The sequence below is a fragment of the Mucilaginibacter sp. genome (assembly GCF_041660805.1).
Lineage (GTDB): Bacteria > Bacteroidota > Bacteroidia > Sphingobacteriales > Sphingobacteriaceae > Mucilaginibacter.
Genome location: NZ_JBAZVP010000001.1, coordinates 484,555 through 501,730 on the forward strand (window position 1 = coordinate 484,555; position 17,176 = coordinate 501,730).

15 protein-coding genes are annotated in these 17,176 nt (G+C 42.7%); 5 read left to right on the forward strand and 10 right to left on the reverse strand.

From position 1 onward, the window contains the following. Positions 1 to 24 precede the first annotated feature (24 nt). The 6 genes from WC743_RS02220 to WC743_RS02245 form a co-directional block, all read right to left on the reverse strand. Complete coding sequence (locus tag WC743_RS02220) at positions 25 to 444, reverse strand: molybdenum cofactor biosynthesis protein MoaE (RefSeq protein ID WP_373010110.1); 420 nt, start codon at positions 442 to 444, stop codon at positions 25 to 27. Positions 445 to 712: 268 nt separating this feature from the next. Then, positions 713 to 955 carry a MoaD/ThiS family protein gene (locus tag WC743_RS02225; protein ID WP_373010111.1) on the reverse strand — a complete coding sequence of 81 codons (243 nt, stop codon included), beginning with the start codon at positions 953 to 955 and terminating at the stop codon, positions 713 to 715. 59 nt (positions 956 to 1,014) lie between these two features. Further along, positions 1,015 to 1,416 carry a pentapeptide repeat-containing protein gene (locus WC743_RS02230; protein ID WP_373010112.1) on the reverse strand — a complete coding sequence of 134 codons (402 nt, stop codon included), beginning with the start codon at positions 1,414 to 1,416 and terminating at the stop codon, positions 1,015 to 1,017. Between the two features lie 121 nt (positions 1,417 to 1,537). Then, complete coding sequence (locus WC743_RS02235; RefSeq protein ID WP_373010113.1) at positions 1,538 to 1,960, reverse strand: secondary thiamine-phosphate synthase enzyme YjbQ; 423 nt, start codon at positions 1,958 to 1,960, stop codon at positions 1,538 to 1,540. Between the two features lie 113 nt (positions 1,961 to 2,073). Next, positions 2,074 to 2,952 carry an NAD(P)H-binding protein gene (locus WC743_RS02240; RefSeq protein ID WP_373010114.1) on the reverse strand — a complete coding sequence of 293 codons (879 nt, stop codon included), beginning with the start codon at positions 2,950 to 2,952 and terminating at the stop codon, positions 2,074 to 2,076. A gap of 90 nt (positions 2,953 to 3,042) precedes the next feature. Next, positions 3,043 to 5,364: a PAS domain-containing protein gene (locus WC743_RS02245; RefSeq protein WP_373010115.1), complete on the reverse strand. Its 2,322-nt coding sequence runs from the start codon at positions 5,362 to 5,364 to the stop codon at positions 3,043 to 3,045. Between the two features lie 264 nt (positions 5,365 to 5,628). Between WC743_RS02245 and WC743_RS02250 the strand changes: the two genes are divergently transcribed. From WC743_RS02250 to WC743_RS02260, 3 genes are all read left to right on the forward strand, one after another. Continuing rightward, positions 5,629 to 5,886, forward strand: a complete 258-nt coding sequence (locus WC743_RS02250) for a DUF4342 domain-containing protein (RefSeq protein ID WP_373010116.1) — start codon at positions 5,629 to 5,631, stop codon at positions 5,884 to 5,886. A gap of 74 nt (positions 5,887 to 5,960) precedes the next feature. Then, positions 5,961 to 6,257, forward strand: coding sequence for a hypothetical protein (locus tag WC743_RS02255; protein WP_373010117.1), 297 nt, complete (start codon positions 5,961 to 5,963; stop codon positions 6,255 to 6,257). Positions 6,258 to 6,461: 204 nt separating this feature from the next. Further along, entirely contained in the window at positions 6,462 to 7,517 is a 1,056-nt protein-coding gene (locus WC743_RS02260; protein ID WP_373010118.1) for an NAD-dependent epimerase/dehydratase family protein, read from the forward strand. Between the two features lie 25 nt (positions 7,518 to 7,542). On the opposite strand, the gene WC743_RS02265 is transcribed toward WC743_RS02260, so the two are convergent. Further along, on the reverse strand, positions 7,543 to 8,520 hold the full coding sequence (locus tag WC743_RS02265; protein ID WP_373010119.1) for an SDR family oxidoreductase: 978 nt from the start codon (positions 8,518 to 8,520) through the stop codon (positions 7,543 to 7,545). 221 nt (positions 8,521 to 8,741) lie between these two features. On the opposite strand from WC743_RS02265, the gene WC743_RS02270 reads away from it, so the two are divergent. Beyond that, positions 8,742 to 9,059 (forward strand): hypothetical protein, encoded by a 318-nt coding sequence (locus WC743_RS02270; RefSeq protein WP_373010120.1) that lies wholly within the window; start codon positions 8,742 to 8,744, stop codon positions 9,057 to 9,059. 11 nt (positions 9,060 to 9,070) lie between these two features. Here WC743_RS02270 and WC743_RS02275 read toward each other — a convergent pair whose 3' ends face one another. Next, on the reverse strand, positions 9,071 to 10,963 hold the full coding sequence (locus WC743_RS02275) for an AAA domain-containing protein (protein WP_373010121.1): 1,893 nt from the start codon (positions 10,961 to 10,963) through the stop codon (positions 9,071 to 9,073). Between the two features lie 467 nt (positions 10,964 to 11,430). Here WC743_RS02275 and WC743_RS02280 point away from each other — a divergent pair, with 467 nt between their 5' ends. Further along, the gene (locus tag WC743_RS02280) at positions 11,431 to 12,186 is read left to right on the forward strand and encodes a ThuA domain-containing protein (protein ID WP_373010122.1); all 756 of its coding nucleotides are present in this window, start codon (positions 11,431 to 11,433) and stop codon (positions 12,184 to 12,186) included. 132 nt (positions 12,187 to 12,318) lie between these two features. On the opposite strand, the gene WC743_RS02285 is transcribed toward WC743_RS02280, so the two are convergent. Both WC743_RS02285 and WC743_RS02290 read right to left on the reverse strand, forming a co-directional pair. After that, the gene (locus tag WC743_RS02285; protein ID WP_373010123.1) at positions 12,319 to 13,731 is read right to left on the reverse strand and encodes a TolC family protein; all 1,413 of its coding nucleotides are present in this window, start codon (positions 13,729 to 13,731) and stop codon (positions 12,319 to 12,321) included. Between the two features lie 177 nt (positions 13,732 to 13,908). Then, positions 13,909 to 17,109, reverse strand: a complete 3,201-nt coding sequence (locus WC743_RS02290; protein WP_373010124.1) for an efflux RND transporter permease subunit — start codon at positions 17,107 to 17,109, stop codon at positions 13,909 to 13,911. Positions 17,110 to 17,176: the final 67 nt, after the last annotated feature.

Below are 17,176 nucleotides of genomic sequence, written 5' to 3' on the forward strand. Positions count from 1 at the left end.
ATCCTGAAAATTCTGATTCAGACATCAAGGGTGCGCTGCTACCCAAACTTCGCCATCATCAAAGAATTCTTTTTTCCAGATAGGCACGCTTTGTTTTAGGGTATCAATGATATACCTGCATGCATCAAAAGCAGCGTCGCGATGCGCGGCAGATACGGCAATAACCACCGGTACTTCACCAACCTGCAGTGCCCCGGTACGGTGATGGATCAATACTTTTTGCACCGGCCACTTGTCTGATGCCTGCTGCGCTATCTTTTTCATCTCGTTGATAGCCATTTGGTTATAAGCTTCAAATTCAAGTTTTAATACGGTTTTACCTTTGGTAGCATTACGCACAGTGCCAATAAAAACATCTATCCCGCCAGATTCGGGCGACATGATCCAGTCAATACATGATTGAATGTTTAATGGTTCGGTATGTATCTCTATTTGAGTTTGCATTGGTAAACTATCTTTTAGGTGTTGATGAGAATGTAAAAATTAAATTCTGCGTCGATGAAGATATTATTCTGCAGCGGTGAAGACACCGCCGCTTGTGGATAATTTTGCGGCGGTGAAGACACCGTCGCTTAGGATTATGCCTCCCACCATTTCGGTGTCCCCACCGAAATTAATCCAACGTCCGCACCGAAATTAATCTAACGTCCCCACCGAAAATTAATACAATGTCCTCACCAAAATTAATACAATGTCCTCACCGAATTAATCTCTATCCGCCGCTTACCGGTGGGATTATTGCCACTTCGTCCCGTTCTGTTATAGCCCCGTTATCTTCGGCGTATTCGTTATTTACAGCCACCATGTAGCTGGCTAATTGTTTTAGCCTGGGGTATTTTGCTTCCAGCACGGTTTTTAAATCGGCTGTTGTAGCTTCTTTATCCAGTTGGATATTTACCGATATTGCCCCAAATATATCTTTTGCAATGCCGAATGCAAGTATGCTGATCTCCATAATTGATAATGTTGCAAATATGCAACAATCTTATTCATAACGTAAAAAATACCGTTTGCTTATTTATTATAAGCCTTTAGCAGATCATCAACCAAAATGCCATTTATGGTCATACCGGCAGTATTGCAATTGCTTAAAGTAACATTACTTAAATCGCAATTAATTATTTCACTGCCGTTTAGGTCGCAATTCTCAAATTTTAACGGACGTTGCCTGGCATTAGGGTCATAAAACGGATGCCCTTCGGGCGGCATGCCTATGTTGTGGATATAGGCTCCGCCTAACTGTGCGCCTTCTATTTCCAGGTTACTTAAATTTGCATCGCTTATCTTAACATTTGTTGCGGCAATATCTTTCATTTGCGTTCTGTTAAGGCATACCATAGTGAATTTAGAATCTTCCAGCATTGATTCACTTGCAATTATTTGCTTGTTGTCCTTCTTTATTTCAATGGTTTCCATTGTGTTTTAATTTGGTTAACCAAATTTCAGAAATATTAAACAATTGGCAAGGTGCAATCACGACAATTCAAATGGCTATTCGCGACAATCCTTCGACAAAGGATGACATGAATGTAAACGATTATTCGCCCCATGCAGTAATTACCAGGCTTCGGCCGCCGCCGTAATTACGGTGCTCACATAAATAAATACCTTGCCATGTCCCCAAAGCTAATCGTCCGTTACGGATAGGAATAGTAACCGAACTGCCCAGCATGGCGGCTTTAAGATGTGCAGGCATATCGTCAGGTCCTTCATCGTCATGGCGGTAATCAGGGTCGTTCTCGGGCACTGTTTTATTAAAATACATTTCAAAGTCCTGCCTTACGGTTGGGTCGGCATTTTCGTTAATAGACAATGATGCTGATGTATGCTGGATAAATACCTGGCAAATCCCGGTTTTAAATTCGCTTATCTGCGGCAGCGCGTTAATCACTTCAGTTGTAATAATATGAAAACCACGCCTTCGCTGGTTAAGTTCTATTGTTTGCTGATGTATTTTCATTATCTGTTTATAGTTATATCGACATGGAGGTATTTAAACCCGGAAAATTTTGTGCGCAGAGATGCCGCTTTAATTGTATGAGTGAACGTGGCTTTTTGGTTGCGCAGAAAGTATTATGCCTCTGCAGCCTGATTTACCGCGTCTAAAATATATTGCTGTAAAGTAGTTTTGCCGGTTAATGTAGTTACACCCGTAGTTTCATTCTTTAATTTACCTTCAACTACAGCTGTGGTCATATCTATAAAGTTGTTTATAGCATCTTCAGAAAAGCCCGCTCCCCGCAGGGCCGTTCCCCATTCATCGCGCGGTGTTTGTACTGCTGTAACCTCTTTGCCTAATGCCACGGCAAAAGCGCTGGCCACATCTTTTGAGCTGTAAAGAATAGGCCCCTTTAGTTCATAGATCTTACCGGCAGTACCTTCCATTGTAATTATATCGGCTGCATTTTTGCCTGTATCAAGCGGTGATATCATCGGTATAGCTAAATCAACAGGGAAAAAAGTGGGTAGGATGCCTTTTTGTTTAGCAACATCAAGGTACATCATCCAGTTACTGAAATAGTAAGCTGGTCTAATGAAAGTGGTTTTTACGTCCATTCCTTCAAAGGCATGCTCCAGCATATATGACATGAGCAGGTTGCCCGTACCTTCACTGTATTGCGCGCCCATTGATGATAAGCCAATTACCTTTTTTATGGGCGATGCTTCAACGGCTTTACGATAGTTTTCCAATATTTTTTTTGTGTCGCCTAACACATCCTTACTTTCGCCGCTTTCAGGTGTTAATACAAACAGGGTGGTGCCATCTTTAAAAGCTTCAGTTAATGCGGGCAGATCAAAGGCATCTGCAACGGCCACAGTTGCACCTTGTTTTTCAATATCAGCGGCTTTTTTGCTATCACGGATAACAACTTTTACGGGTTCGCCTTTTTCAATAAGATTAGCCACAACAGCCCCTCCAACTTGTCCGGATGCTCCAAGGATGATATTCATAAGCTTGTTTTACTATTTACAGCAAAAACTAAACCATTTCTTTGGTCAATGTATTGAGTAACAGAATGATGATGCAACTAATAAGATAAATTAGCTATTGACGGTTTTGCGTAGCCGTATCTCTTCTGTTTTATCAGATATTTCTCTAACAATACCATCCAGTTCATTGGCTGATATCAGGATATTATCCAACAGGTTACGCTTATCCATATCGGCATTTTTGTAATGCTTAAACAACTCTATCAGGCCCATTATCCTGGCCAGCGGCGCCCTTACTACGTGTGACTGGATCCAGGCAATATCCTGTAAGCATTTGTTTTGTTTTTCAATGGCATCAATATGATCCTGTCTCTCGGTAACGTCATTTGCCAACACCAGCCTTGTGTTTCTGCCATTAAAATGGATATAATTACTCTGTACCTCAACCTTAATAATTTGTCCGTTCTTTTTTTTGTGATCAAATACGCCGAAATTATTAAACCCTTTTAATTTACGGGCCAGCTCAATTGCAATATCAACTTTAGAACTTTCTCCTTCCGGCCTTATATCCTTAATGGTCATGCTTAAAAACTCCTGCTCGGTATAGCCGTAATGCTTAATGGCGGCGTTATTTACACTTAAAAACTCCAGGCTATCAACATCATATACCCACATTGGCAGCGGGCTCAAATGAAACAGGTTGCTATATTTTTTCTCAGATTCCTCCAATACCTGTAAGTGGGCTTCCCGTTCCTGGTGCAGTTCTTTTAGTTTGGTTTCGGCTAATTTAGTTTCGGTTATATCTAAACACGCGCCTATCATTTTTACAGCATTACCTTTTTCATCTGTTTGCAGCCGTCCCCATGATCGCAGATACCTTATTTCACCATTAGGGCGAATGATCCTTTCTTCAAATACAATATCTTTTTTCTCAATCAGTACTTTTTGGATATGATCATAAACTACTGCCCGGTCATCCGGATGCAGCAATTCCTGGTAACCCTCAAAAGTTGCTTTAAAGGTAGATGGGCTTAGGCCATAAATAGTATAAAGCGAATCAGACCAGCTTACTATATTATGCTGAATATCCCAGCGCCAGTTACCAAAATTGGCTAATTCTTGTCCCTGTGCCATTAACATGGAGTTTTCATGTATAATGTCTGAACTTTGCCGGTTCTCTAAAATAACTTTTAATATAGCCGCAGCGCGTTCTATAACTTTAAGCTCTTCATCCTGCGGTAACTTTTCTTCGTGGTAATAAACACCTAATACCGCTATTAACTCCCCCTCCGCATTTAAAATAGGGTATGACCAGCAGGCATGTAAGCCATGCAGTAGTGCAAGTTGCTTATAATCAGCCCATCTTTTGTCTGTAGCAATATCGCTCACAATAACCTGTTCCTTTAAAAACGCGGCGGTTCCGCATGAGCCTGCATTTTCACCGATAGGTACATTTTCAACAGATTTTAAATAGGTTTCTGGTAACGATGGTGACGCCCAGTTTTGCAGGTACATATTTTTTACCTGCATAATGGAACATTGTATCTGCGGATACAGCTCTTCAATCCCTTGTAGGTACGCGAGTAAAATATTTTTAGTCGGCTCGTCTTTTTGAGCGTTTAAAGCCAGTATTGTTTTCTCTAAATGGTCAAGGCCTGCTAATCGCTGGGCTAAGGTAATATCTACCATAATTCCGCGCAGCCATCTTGGTTTACCCTTTTCAGATATTACTGATACCAAATCTTTTATCCAAACTAAACTACCGTCGGCTTTTATCATACGGTAATCAAAAGTATGGTTGCGGTTTTGCTGCGTTTCAAGGTGACAGTAATTTATGGCATGTTCACGGTCATTCGGATGGATATGGTCTTCCCAAAAAATAGGTGTATTTAACCACTCTTCCGGCGTGTATCCCAATATGTTTTTTACATGATCGCTCACAAAGGTAAACTGCATGTTTTGCATATCAACTTCCCAAACAATACCCTCAACAGTTTGCACCAGTGATTGAAATTGGTTGCGGGATGCTATCAGGTCAATTTCAGTGGTTTCAAAAGCGGTAACATCTGTTATAGAACGGATAATGCACTCAACCTCGTTATCATCATTCAGCACCGGGGTATTTAAGACTTTAAAATATTTCACCTCATAACCGGGCATGCCGGGTACAGGCAGCTCATACCGTTGGGTTGGTGTTTGATAGGGCAATAGTTCACTGATGACCTTTTGTAAGGATGGTACGCCATGCGAAGCAATTTCAGGAAATACTTCAAAATATCCCCTGCCTTTAAGTTCTTCGTTAGTACGGTTGGCAAGTTCCAGGTAAGCCTTATTGGCTTGCACCACTGTAAACTTTGGCGCATCAGCCAGAAGCACCACACTTGGCGTTGGCAGGGCCTCAAAAATTTTGTATAAGCATTTATTGCTAATCATGCCTGTATCAAGGTAGTATATTAATATCGGTTATGTCGCCTCACACTTCACTTATAAAGATATACTTATTAAAATGATTTTGATTGTGTTTTTAACAAATAAGTAGTATTAAAAAGAGAAAAGAACCTTACAATTAAAATGTATAACCACGGTTTAATTATTAATAAGTGCTGTTGTTTAATTAATTACAGAAATAATTTGCGTTACGATGTAATTTTTTACGGATATTGATATCTAATAAATAGAATCATAAACCACACTAACATGACAACTAAAGAAACTTTTTCACTGCATGGCGAAAACCTGCTGAAAACTATAAAAGAACTCATTGCCGAAGGCAATGTAACCCGTGTTACAATAAATGATAAAACAGGTAAAGAGCTGATATCGTTTCCATTAACCATTGGTGTAGTGGCTGCTGTTTTTGCACCGGTATTTGCTGCTGTTGGCGCATTGGCCGCATTTGTTGGCGAATGCACTGTTACTGTTGAGCGCGAAGTAAAAGCAACCGGAGAGGAATAATATTACGGTAATAGCGTATAACGGTAAAACAAGATAAACCATAGCTTGTTTTACTGTTATAAACTTTACACACTATGGTTATCTTAAAAGTTAACTCAGGCACAGATGCTGAACGCGAAGTAGAAATAGTTACCGAAAGGGGACTATGGGAAAGTGGTATCTATAAAATATTCAACGCGCGTTTTTTAACTAAATCTGCCCGTGAGCCTGTTGAGCCCGGAGATAAAAACGACCCTAACTTTTTAGGTGAGATAAATGTAAATAAAGAAAACGCCCGCTGGGAATACCGTGGTAAACTGCTATTGCCCGATGAGCAAAAAGAAGTAGCAGAATTTATCCTGGATTACCAGGCACCAGATTCTGTTTATTAAATTTGGGCCGTTTACTATATCTGCTTTATTATTTTGCGTAAGCACAAGTGTGGCCGGGCATCCTGTCTTGTCAACCTTGCAGCATTGCCGCTTAACTGTGCAGAAACAAACATCAATGCTTTTATTTTTTTAAATAACTCTTAATTAACCCGGTTTTAACTGGTGCTTATTATGCTATAATTTTTTAGTTTTGTCCTGAATATTATGAATAAAAAAATTCTGATTACCGGTTCTTCCGGCTTAATTGGTTCTGAAGTATGTAAGCACTTTTCGGCATTAGGCTGGCAAATACACGGAGCAGACAATAATCAGCGGGCAGTTTTTTTTGGGCCACAGGGCGATACCCGATGGAACCAGGCCCGCCTGCAGGAAACAATACCTTCTTATACCCATCATGAAGTTGATATAAGGGATAGGGAAAATATCATTAAGTTGATAGCCGGGATCAGGCCTGATGCTATTGTACATACTGCTGCACAACCCAGCCATGACAGGGCCGCTGCTATTCCGTTTGATGATTTTGATACCAATGCAGTTGGTACATTTAATTTACTGGAAGCCACCCGCAGATACAGCACGGCCATTCCGTTTGTACATCTTTCAACCAATAAGGTATATGGCGATGCACCAAATGAAATTAAAATGGTTGAGTTGGATAAAAGATTTGATTATGACGATGATAACTATGAAAATGGCATAGCCGAATCTTTTAGAATAGACCAAACCAAACACTCACTATTTGGATCATCAAAAGTATCTGCAGATATTTCTGTACAGGAGTATGGCAGATATTTTAATATGCCAACCGCTTGTTTAAGGGGAGGGTGTTTAACAGGCCCTAACCATACAGGGGTTGAATTGCATGGCTTTTTAAGCTATCTTATTAAATGTAACCTCGAAGAAAAAGAGTATACTATTTTTGGCTACAAGGGTAAACAGGTTAGGGATAATATACATTCTTACGATGTAGCGCGTTTTATTGAGGAATTTATAGCTGCCCCGCGCGTAGCCGAAGTGTATAATATAGGGGGCGGTAAAAATAACTCCTGCTCTATTTTAGAAGCGTTTGACATGATATCTGCTATAAGTGGCAAGCCAATGAAATATAAATATGATGAAACTAACAGAATTGGTGATCATATATGCTATTATAGCGATTTGCGTAAAATGAAGGAACATTATCCTGATTGGGACATAACAAAATCACTACAGGAGACTGTAGAAGAAATATATCAAAGCTGGGTTAACAGAATTAAATAAGCATTAAATTATAAGCCAACCCGCGCTACTTTCTTAAACCAACCAGTAAAAACCCTGCGACTAAGCCGGCTGCAAGGCCCGCTGCAATATATTTGCGGTGTGCTTTTGGTTTCCCGGGGATTCCCCAGCCGCCGTTAGTGCTCATGCCATAATCTACCGTGTTAAACAAATTGCCGCTGGTTGGTACAATTGTTTTTGCAGTTTTAAAGTATTTGCGAATTACAGTTCCTGTGATCTTAGTGGTCAGTTCAGGGAACAAGGCATGCGATAACTTAAGCAGGAGCGAAGCGCTGCCTACGTAAGTGTTTGATTTTGGGTTGCCGGCAATTTGTACCATAGCCTGGGCAAGGCGTTTAGGGTCATAAACAGGCGGGGATGGTATTAATACCTTGCCGGTATAGTTGCCTGCATGCTGTATCCCTGGTGTATCTAAAAAAGCAGGGAATAAATCGCATACATAAATTTCAGGCCAGGGAGTAAGCTCGGCCTTAAGCGCTTCAGAGAAGCCTCTTAACCCAAATTTACTTGCTGTATACCCAGCGCCATATGGCACCGGCAAAAAGCCGCCTATTGATATATTGTTGATAATAATACCTGCTTGCTGTGCTTTAAAAAACGGCAGTACGGCATGGGTGCCATTCATGTAACCTAACAGGTTGGTTTCTATTACCCTTGTATGCACTTCCATTGGCGTACTTTCAAAGCTGCCCGCGGCAAGCACCCCTGCGTTGTTTATCCAAATATCTATCCTGTTTTTCCAGATGTTAGCTTCATTGGCCAGGTTTATCATGGCTTTAGGGTCTGTTACATCCGTGATAACGGTTAGTACCTGCGCGCCCAGTTCGCGGCATTCGGCGGCTACTTCTTCCAGTACGCTTTCGTTTCTTGCCGCCAATACCAGGTTAGTTCCGTAAGGTGCAAATTCAAAAGCTGCCGAGCGCCCTGCACCGCTTGATGCCCCTGTAATTACTATGGTTTTATCTTTTAGCCTTATCTCTTTCATCGCCACATTTTTATTAATTAACCTTATTTATCCGTAACTGTTTTTAAAGGCGCAAAAACGTATATAACGCTAAAAAGTATCGGCTTTATATTAAAATAAATGCTTTTTGAAGTGATGTGCCACATTTCCATAATTTAAAAACTGGGAAATTTCATTTAATTTTCATTTTTCGGGCAAACATTTTAACTAAGGAGCTGTTTATTTAACTATAACAACTAAATATGAAACGGTTTAACGAAAACGAAACAGTGATCTATACAGATCAAAATGGGCGGCTAATTGATACTTTTGTTGTGTTTGAAACAGACATAACCACTGGCCTTACTCACATTAACCATATGGATTTAGTAGTGCATGCTGATCAATTGCAATTGCATCCAAATTCAATTGAAAAATACAACTTACCTATGAATGATGCTTTTAGCTTTGAGATCTTCAAAAAACTAAAAGAAAAATATGGTGAAAAGGATATACCATCGGTAAGCCGCGAACTCCAAAAAGGAAAAAATCATTTACACGTGTTGGCCAGGGCATCTTAAAGAGTGGAGTATTAATTCAAATACTCCCATGCGCTTTGGTAACCGCCAACCTGTTCCGCATAGCCAACCATATCGGCGTAAAAGAGCAAGCGGGTAATGGTTGAACTATCACCTATTATTACTAATTTTTTACGCGCCCTTGTCATGGCCACATTCATGCGGCGGATGTCTGACAGAAAACCTATTTCTCCTTCAGAATTACTCCTGGTCATACTTATATAAACCACATCCCGTTCCTGTCCCTGGAAACTATCAATGGTGTTAACAGATATTTTATCTGCATGCTCCTTTAAGTCAGATTCCTCAAACAGCTCTTTCAATATCCTTATTTGCCCCTTATATGGCGATATTATAGCTACCGAAGGGAAAGCTTCCGTGGATGCTTTTAAACCTTCTGCCAATTGCGCAAAATGTTTAAAGAGAAATACCGCTTCCTCCGGGTTGGTTGAGCTGGTGCCATCCGGTTTTTCATCAAACCCGCAACCGGCGGTATCTACAAAGCTCATAGGTGTATCCGCTGCAAAAAGTAAACGATTGGCCACAGCCCCATTGGCTTTTAACCTGTTGCCATAAAACTCTTTTGATGAGAAACCCATAATAGCCTCATTCATGCGATACTGCTCTTCCAGCAATGTTACTGCTTGCGGATGCAGGGCGGCACATTTTTCTAACAGTGTGGTGTTTAAACCATTTTGTGCTGCTTTAACAGATTTTATGGTTGGCGGCAATTGTAAATGATCACCTGCCATAATTACTTTTTCGGCTTTTAATATGGGGATCCAGCAGGCTGGTTCAAGCGCTTGTCCGGCCTCGTCAATTACAACCGTATTAAATTTTACATCGCGGATAGTATAATGATTGGAGCCAACCAGCGTAGCCGTAACTATCTGCGCTTTTGCCACCAGGTCATCTATAATGAATTGCTCTATTTTAGCCACATCTTTCATAATGCGATGCGCCTCATCAAAAAGTGCTTTGCGCTGGTCGCGTTCTGCCTTGCCGAAGCTGCGCTTGTATTGGTGCGCCATGTTCTTGTAACCCGCCGACTGCTTTTTTAGCTGCTTCACATCCTTCATATAACTATGGGCGGTCATTTTACTATCCAGCGTTAAGGCGGTTAGCTTTTCAGATACACGGGCAGGGTTACCAATGCGTAATACGTTCAATCCTTCGGCTGCCAATTTTTCACTTAACAGATCAACCGCTGTGTTGCTTGGCGCAACAACCAATATCTGCTTGCCATTTTGCTTGATAAGGCCTTTAATAGCTTGCACTATCGTTGTAGTTTTACCCGTTCCCGGCGGCCCATGAACAATAGCCAGCTCATTAGCTGCCAATATTTGCCGCGCAGCAAACTGTTGCGATTCATTCAGCCCGTTTAAAATAATAGGCTCGGCCGGTTCAAAAAATGTTGGTTCGGTTTCACCGGTTAAAATTCTTATTAACCTGCCATCAGGTTTATCACGTAATGCTGATGCTTTTTTTAGCGCATCCTGCATCTCGTCGTAGCTGTTGTTGTCAAATAAAAGTTCAATGCCCAGTTTGCCGTCGCGGGCCCAGTCGGGTAGTTCTTCGGTGAACAGGGTTATCTTGAGGCGGTCGCCGCCCTGGTAGGCTATGGTGCCCTCCACACGGTCTGTGCCCGCATTGTGGTTAGAGAAAAGTACTGCAGGCACACCAAAACGAAACTGGTGAGAAAGGTCTTTATGAGTGGTACGTTCAACCTCAACGGTTAAATAATCGCCTCTGCTGGGTTCGCTTCCACGGATAGCTATTGGGTACCAGGTTATTCCCGCTGCCCTGCGGTCGGCAACCGATGTGCTTTGAGTTAGTTTTAAATAAGCGTTGCGGTCTTCATCGCGTTCGGTCTTCAGCAGTTCCAGCAGATTCTTGAAATAATCCATTGCCGCAAAGGTAATAAAGTAGGAGGGATAAGGCGACCGGAGAGTATGAAAAGCTTCGGTGTCCTATGAAAAGCTTCGGTGGGGACACTGAAGCCCGGGTTGGGTTAATTGAAGCTTGGTTTGCTGCGGTGAGGACACCGCAGCCTGGAATTATCTCAGCCTGGGCTTTATTTAAGCCTATACCCCCTGCTGCGGTGTCCTCACCGCAGCCTTTAAGCTTGGACGTTGTTTAGGTGATAAGAACGAAGCCCGGGTTGGGTTAATTGAAGCTTGGTTTGCTGCGGTGAGGACACCGCAGCCTGGGTTACCGCAGCCTGGAATTATCTCAGCCTTGGCTTTATTTAAGCCTATACCCGCGCTGCGGTGTCCTCACCGCAGCCTTTAGGCCCGCACCCCCGCTTAGATGCCCCACCGAAAGCTTTAGACCTTAATTTAAAAATCATGATATTTGAGTATTATTCCTATTCATGAAGAAGTTATTCCTGTTTATTTTTATCTGCATCAGCCTAAATGTAACTGCTCAGTCGAAAAAAGCCAACTTTAAAGTACTGGCGTTGTACGAGAACGGAGGGCATCATATTGAATATTCTAAACGTGCCAAAATATGGCTGGATAAGTTGGCAGCGCAGAAAGGTTTTACTGTCGACTACATCCAAAATACCGATAAAATAAACGAGGCATTTTTAAGCCAATACCAGCTTTTTATTCAGCTGGATTATGCGCCGTATGCATGGACAAAAGAGGCGGTATCGGCCTTTCAAAATTATATTGAACAGGGTAAGGGGGGATGGATTGGTTTTCATCATGCTACACTTTTGGGCGAGTTTGATGGGTACCCAAAATGGGAGTGGTTTTCGCAGTTTATGGGCGGCATTACTTATAAAAATTACATTGCCACATTTGTACAGGGCAAAGTAAATGTTGCCGATAAACAGCACCCGGTAATGCAGGGCGTGCCCGCATCATTTATAGTAAAGCAGGAGGAATGGTACACTTACGATAAAAGCCCGAGGCCAAACGTACATGTATTGGCCAGTGTTGATGAAAAAACGTATGAGCCCAATACCGATATTAAAATGGGCGACCACCCGGTTGTGTGGACTAACCAGCATGTTAAAGCCCGCAACGTTTATATTTTTATGGGGCATTCACCAAACCTGTTTGATAACCCGGCTTATACACGGCTATTTAGCAATGCGATATTTTGGGCGGCAAGGAAGTGATGACAAGTTTTTTGGCGGGTCACCCTTCGACATGCTCTATGACCGGCTTTAAACAAAAAAGCCGCCCCCTGATTTAACAGGAGACGGCTTTGGTGGGGTGGTGCTAACCACTAATCACAAACTCACAAAGAATTAGTTCCAACCCCCGCCTAAGGACCTGTACAGATCAGACACGGCACTTAACTGCGCGCGTTTGATAGAAACAAGTTCCAGTTCGCTTTGTAATACATTGCTTTGCGCTGTTATTACTTCTAAATAATTGGCCAGGCCATTCCTGAATAACAGGTTGGCATTGCCGGTAGCCTGTTGCAGGGTGCTTACACGATTAGCTGCTATAGCTTGCTGATCTTTCAGCTTATCAATTCTTACTAACGCGTCAGACACTTCGCCAACGGCATTTAAAACCGATTGCCTAAACTGCAAAACGTTTTTCTCACGCTCAACCTGGGCAACTTTATAAGTTGTGCTCAACCGTTTACGATCAAGCAATGGTTGTATAACACTACCCGATACCACACCAAATAAAGATGCAGGGATATTAAACCAGTTGCTTGCTCTAAAAGAGTTTACGCCTCCGCTTGCCGAGATCCTTAACGCCGGGTACATATCTGCCTTGCTTATGCCTACTTTACTGTTGGCAATAACTAAAGCCAGTTCGGCGGTCTTTACATCGGGCCTGCGGCTTACTATAGCTGATGGCATACCTGCCGAAAGATTTTCAGGTACGGTTAACTGATCAAGGGTTGCGCTGCGTTCAATTTTATCTGGCAATTGGCCGGCTAAAATACGCAGTGCGTTTTCCTGTATGGTAATGTTCTGCTCAAATTGCGGCACTAACTGTGCTGCTGCTAAACGCTGTGCCTCGGCTTGTTGCACAGCCAGTGAAGTAACCTGGCCGGCTGTATATTGCAGGCGGATTATCCTCAGGGTACTATCGTTCAGTTTTACGTTCTTTTGGGCTATCTGCAATTGTGCATCCAGCATCAGCAGGTTATAATAACCTTGTGATACGCCGGCCACAATATTGGTTTGGATAAGCTTTTTAGCTTCGTTAGTTTGCAGGTAAGTTGCTAAAGCGCTTTTGCTTTGATTGCGGATCTTACCCCAAATATCAGCTTCCCATGATAAGGACAGATTAGCGTTATAGTCCTCTATATGCTTACTACCGATGAACTGGTTAAGGCTTAAACCGTTCAGGCTATTGTCTGAAGGGCGGTTGGTGTTAGCCGTAACATTGCCGGTCACAGTTGGTACATAGTTCCATTTTACTTGTTTAAAAAGTAACTGTGCCGACTCGATATTTTTCACAGCTATCTGCATATCGTAGTTTTTTTCGATAGCGCTGTCAATCAGCTTTTGCAGGGTGGCTTCGGTAAAAAAGCTTTTCCATTTAATATCAGCAATACTTGTAGTATCGCTTGTTGCCGCTGCATTCCTGAAAGCCACAGGCAAGGCAGGTTTGGGTGTTTCAATATCTTTTGAAACTTTACAAGCGCTTAATGCCAGTAGCAGCATAAATGCGAATGTGTTTATATATTTTTTCATTGTTTTGTCTTTGTTATATGTTGTTTAACTAATCGGTGATTTACTCACCCCGGTTACGCTCCGCTGGCCGACCCTCTCTGCTTCGCAAAGAGGGTGAAGAGCCAGTTTTTGAACCCTCTTTCCGCAAAGCGGAGAGAGGGTGGTCGGGCGAAGCAACGACCGGGTGAGTTAATACTTTTAGTTTACTTCTATTTGTTCAACGGGTTTAGCATCCGGGTTGTAATTTTTATCAAGGTGCCTTGAAAGCGGCACGCCTGTAATTTTTTCCTGCAGATGCTGGAAGATCACAAAAAGAACCGGGATGATCAATAAACCCAATATTACACCAGACACCATACCACCTGCAGCACCAATACTAATAGAGTGGTTACCCTGCGCAGACGGGCCTGTGGCAATACTCATTGGGAATAAACCAAATACGAAGGCCAGCGATGTCATCACAATAGGGCGTATCCTTAATCTTGCCGCCTCAACGGCTGCGTCAACCAGGGTTAGTCCTGCCCTTCGTTTCTGTACCGCAAACTCTACGATAAGGATGGCGTTTTTAGCCAGCAAACCGATGAGCATAATAAGCGCTACCTGCACATAGATGTTGTTTTCGATGCCGGTTATGCCCAATACGGCAAACACACCAAATATACCTGTAGGAATTGAAAGGATAACCGCCAATGGCAGGATGTAACTCTCGTACTGTGCCGCTAACAGGAAGTACACAAACACTAAACATAACAGGAACACAACGGTAGACTGACCGCCTGACGAGATCTCCTCGCGGGTTTGACCAGAGAACTCGTATGCAAAACCTTGTGGCAGCTCTTCTTTTGCTGTTTCTTGTATAGCCTTGATAGCATCACCTGAGCTGTAACCCGGTTTCGGGATGGCATTCACCTCGATAGAGTTGAACAGGTTATAACGTGACGCCGTTTCTGAACCATACACACGGGTCAGTTTAACCAGCGTGTTGATAGGAACGGTTTCGCCTGCTCTGTTTTTTACAAACACGCGGTCAATGGTTGTTGGGTCGGTACGGTCGGCAATATCAGCCTGTACCACCACCCGGTAATATTTACCGAAGCGGTTAAAGTCCGAAGCCTGTGCGGTACCAAAATAAGCCTGCATGGTCGATAAGATATCCTTAACATTCACACCAAGCTGATTGGCCTTCTCGTCGTCAATTTCCAATTGTAATTGTGGGTAGTCGGCTTTGTATGATGTAAAGGCATAAGCAACTGCCGGTTTCTGCATCAGTTTGGCAATAAAGTTATTGGCAATGCCGCTAAACTTATCCAGTTTGCCATTAGTTCTATCCTGCAGCATCACATTCAGCGCTTCCACGTTACTAAATCCCGGAACGGTTGGGAAACTGAATACGAAGAATGTACCACCCGGTACGGCACCTAATTTCCCCCTTACGATGTTTTGGATCTCATCAATGTTTTTAACCTTGCCGCGCTCGTCAGTAGGCTTTAACAATAGGAAGATAACCCCCGCAGACGGACTGCTTGACTGCGTTAAGAAGTTGAAACCGGATAATGCAGTAACGAATCTGGCTGATGGTAAAGTTTTCAACTGATCTTCGGCTTGTTTGAAGATCTTATTAGTACCGCTTAACGAAGTTCCGGATGGCGTTGAAACCGCTATGGCCACAAAGCCCTGGTCTTCGGTAGGGATAAATCCGGTTTTTGTCCTATTCACCATAAACACGGTAACAGCAATTAATACTGCAAGGCCGGCCATGCTCACCCATTTATTTTTGATAAGCACTTTTATACCGCCAACATACCTGTTAGTGATGTAGTTAAAGCTACCGTTAAAACCGGCATAAAACTTATCTACAAAGCCTTTTTTAGGCGCAACATGGCCATCAGCCGTATGCTTGTTCTTTAAAAACAGTGCAGCCAGCGCCGGGCTTAATGTTAAGGCATTAACAGCCGATATGATGATAGCTATAGCCATGGTCAATGCAAACTGCTTGTAAAATATGCCCGTAGAACCTGTCATGAAGCTTACAGGTAAAAATACGGCAGCCATAACCAGGGTAATAGATATAATAGCACCGGTTATCTCGTGCATTGCTTCGGTTGTTGCCTTTTTAGGGGTGAGGCTTGGGTCGTGCTCCATTTTGGCGTGTACCGCCTCGACGACCACAATGGCATCATCCACCACAATACCGATGGCGAGCACCAGTGCAAACAGGGTTAACAAATTGATGGAGAACCCCAACACACTCATGAAGAAGAACGTACCAATGATAGCCACCGGAACCGCTATGGCCGGGATCAATGTCGACCTGAAATCCTGCAAGAATATAAATACAACGATGAATACCAGCACGAAAGCCTCTATCAGCGTATGCTCAACCTGGGTTATAGACTCATCCAGGTCTGTTTTGGTACGATAGAACTGATTGTATTTGATGCCGACAGGGAAATCTTTTGATGCTTTTAACATCAATTTGTCAATAGCTATCTGGATCTCGTTAGCATTTGATCCTGACAGTTGTATAATACCGATAATAACACCGTCCTTACCGTTAAGGTTGCTGTAGCTGTTGTAAGAATAAGCACCCAGCTCAACACGGGCTACATCTTTTAAATGCAGTACAGAGCCGTCGGCATTAGAACGGATGGCAATATTCTGATATTCCTCAGGTTTGGTTAACTTACCTTTATATTTAATTACGTATTCAAATGACTGATCGCTGCGCTCGCCAAAACGGCCCGGAGCTGCTTCAATATTTTTGTCCTGTATGGCAGCCATCACCTCAGCAGGTGTAATTTTATAAGTAGCCATTTGCGCCGGATTTAACCAAACGCGCATTGAATAATCTTTAACACCACCAAATACACTGGCAGAACCTACACCAGGGATACGTTTGATCTCTGGTATGATGTTGATCTGCGCATAGTTAGCCACAAATGTCTGATCGTATTTTTTAGGGTCTTCTGTATAAATCGCCATCGCACCTATAAAGCTGTTTTGCTGCTTGGTGGTGGTGATACCATATTGCACAACCTCGGCGGGCAACTGGCTTGTAGCTTGCGAAACGCGGTTTTGCACGTTCACAGCAGCCTGGTCAGGATCGGTGCCTTGTTTAAAATAAACAGTAATACCAAGTGTACCATCGTTACTGGCGGTTGAGGTCATGTAGGTCATGTTCTCTACCCCGTTAATTGCTTCTTCTAAAGAAGGTGTTACCGAACGCAATATGGTTTCGGCATTGGCACCCGGGTAAACAGCAGATACCAATACTGCCGGTGGGGCAATATTAGGGAAGCGTTCCAGGGGCAGTTTGGTAAGGCCCAACACACCCACTATCACCAATAGGATGGAGATAACAGTTGAGAGTACCGGCCTTTCTATAAATTTCTTAAACATGATGTTTTATTTTTTGATGTGAGTTATCCAGGCTCCACTATTTTACAGCGGGGCAGGGAGTGTTTTC

What these genes read in the sequence shown, in the direction of transcription:
- WC743_RS02220 (WP_373010110.1), bottom strand. Translation starts at nt 444, where the DNA reads ATGCAAACTCAAATAGAGATACATACCGAACCATTAAACATTCAATCA.
- WC743_RS02225 (WP_373010111.1), bottom strand. Translation starts at nt 955, where the DNA reads ATGGAGATCAGCATACTTGCATTCGGCATTGCAAAAGATATATTTGGG.
- WC743_RS02230 (WP_373010112.1), bottom strand. Translation starts at nt 1,416, where the DNA reads ATGGAAACCATTGAAATAAAGAAGGACAACAAGCAAATAATTGCAAGT.
- WC743_RS02235 (WP_373010113.1), bottom strand. Translation starts at nt 1,960, where the DNA reads ATGAAAATACATCAGCAAACAATAGAACTTAACCAGCGAAGGCGTGGT.
- WC743_RS02240 (WP_373010114.1), bottom strand. Translation starts at nt 2,952, where the DNA reads ATGAATATCATCCTTGGAGCATCCGGACAAGTTGGAGGGGCTGTTGTG.
- WC743_RS02245 (WP_373010115.1), bottom strand. Translation starts at nt 5,364, where the DNA reads ATGATTAGCAATAAATGCTTATACAAAATTTTTGAGGCCCTGCCAACG.
- WC743_RS02250 (WP_373010116.1), top strand. Translation starts at nt 5,629, where the DNA reads ATGACAACTAAAGAAACTTTTTCACTGCATGGCGAAAACCTGCTGAAA.
- WC743_RS02255 (WP_373010117.1), top strand. Translation starts at nt 5,961, where the DNA reads ATGGTTATCTTAAAAGTTAACTCAGGCACAGATGCTGAACGCGAAGTA.
- WC743_RS02260 (WP_373010118.1), top strand. Translation starts at nt 6,462, where the DNA reads ATGAATAAAAAAATTCTGATTACCGGTTCTTCCGGCTTAATTGGTTCT.
- WC743_RS02265 (WP_373010119.1), bottom strand. Translation starts at nt 8,520, where the DNA reads ATGAAAGAGATAAGGCTAAAAGATAAAACCATAGTAATTACAGGGGCA.
- WC743_RS02270 (WP_373010120.1), top strand. Translation starts at nt 8,742, where the DNA reads ATGAAACGGTTTAACGAAAACGAAACAGTGATCTATACAGATCAAAAT.
- WC743_RS02275 (WP_373010121.1), bottom strand. Translation starts at nt 10,963, where the DNA reads ATGGATTATTTCAAGAATCTGCTGGAACTGCTGAAGACCGAACGCGAT.
- WC743_RS02280 (WP_373010122.1), top strand. Translation starts at nt 11,431, where the DNA reads ATGAAGAAGTTATTCCTGTTTATTTTTATCTGCATCAGCCTAAATGTA.
- WC743_RS02285 (WP_373010123.1), bottom strand. Translation starts at nt 13,731, where the DNA reads ATGAAAAAATATATAAACACATTCGCATTTATGCTGCTACTGGCATTA.
- WC743_RS02290 (WP_373010124.1), bottom strand. Translation starts at nt 17,109, where the DNA reads ATGTTTAAGAAATTTATAGAAAGGCCGGTACTCTCAACTGTTATCTCC.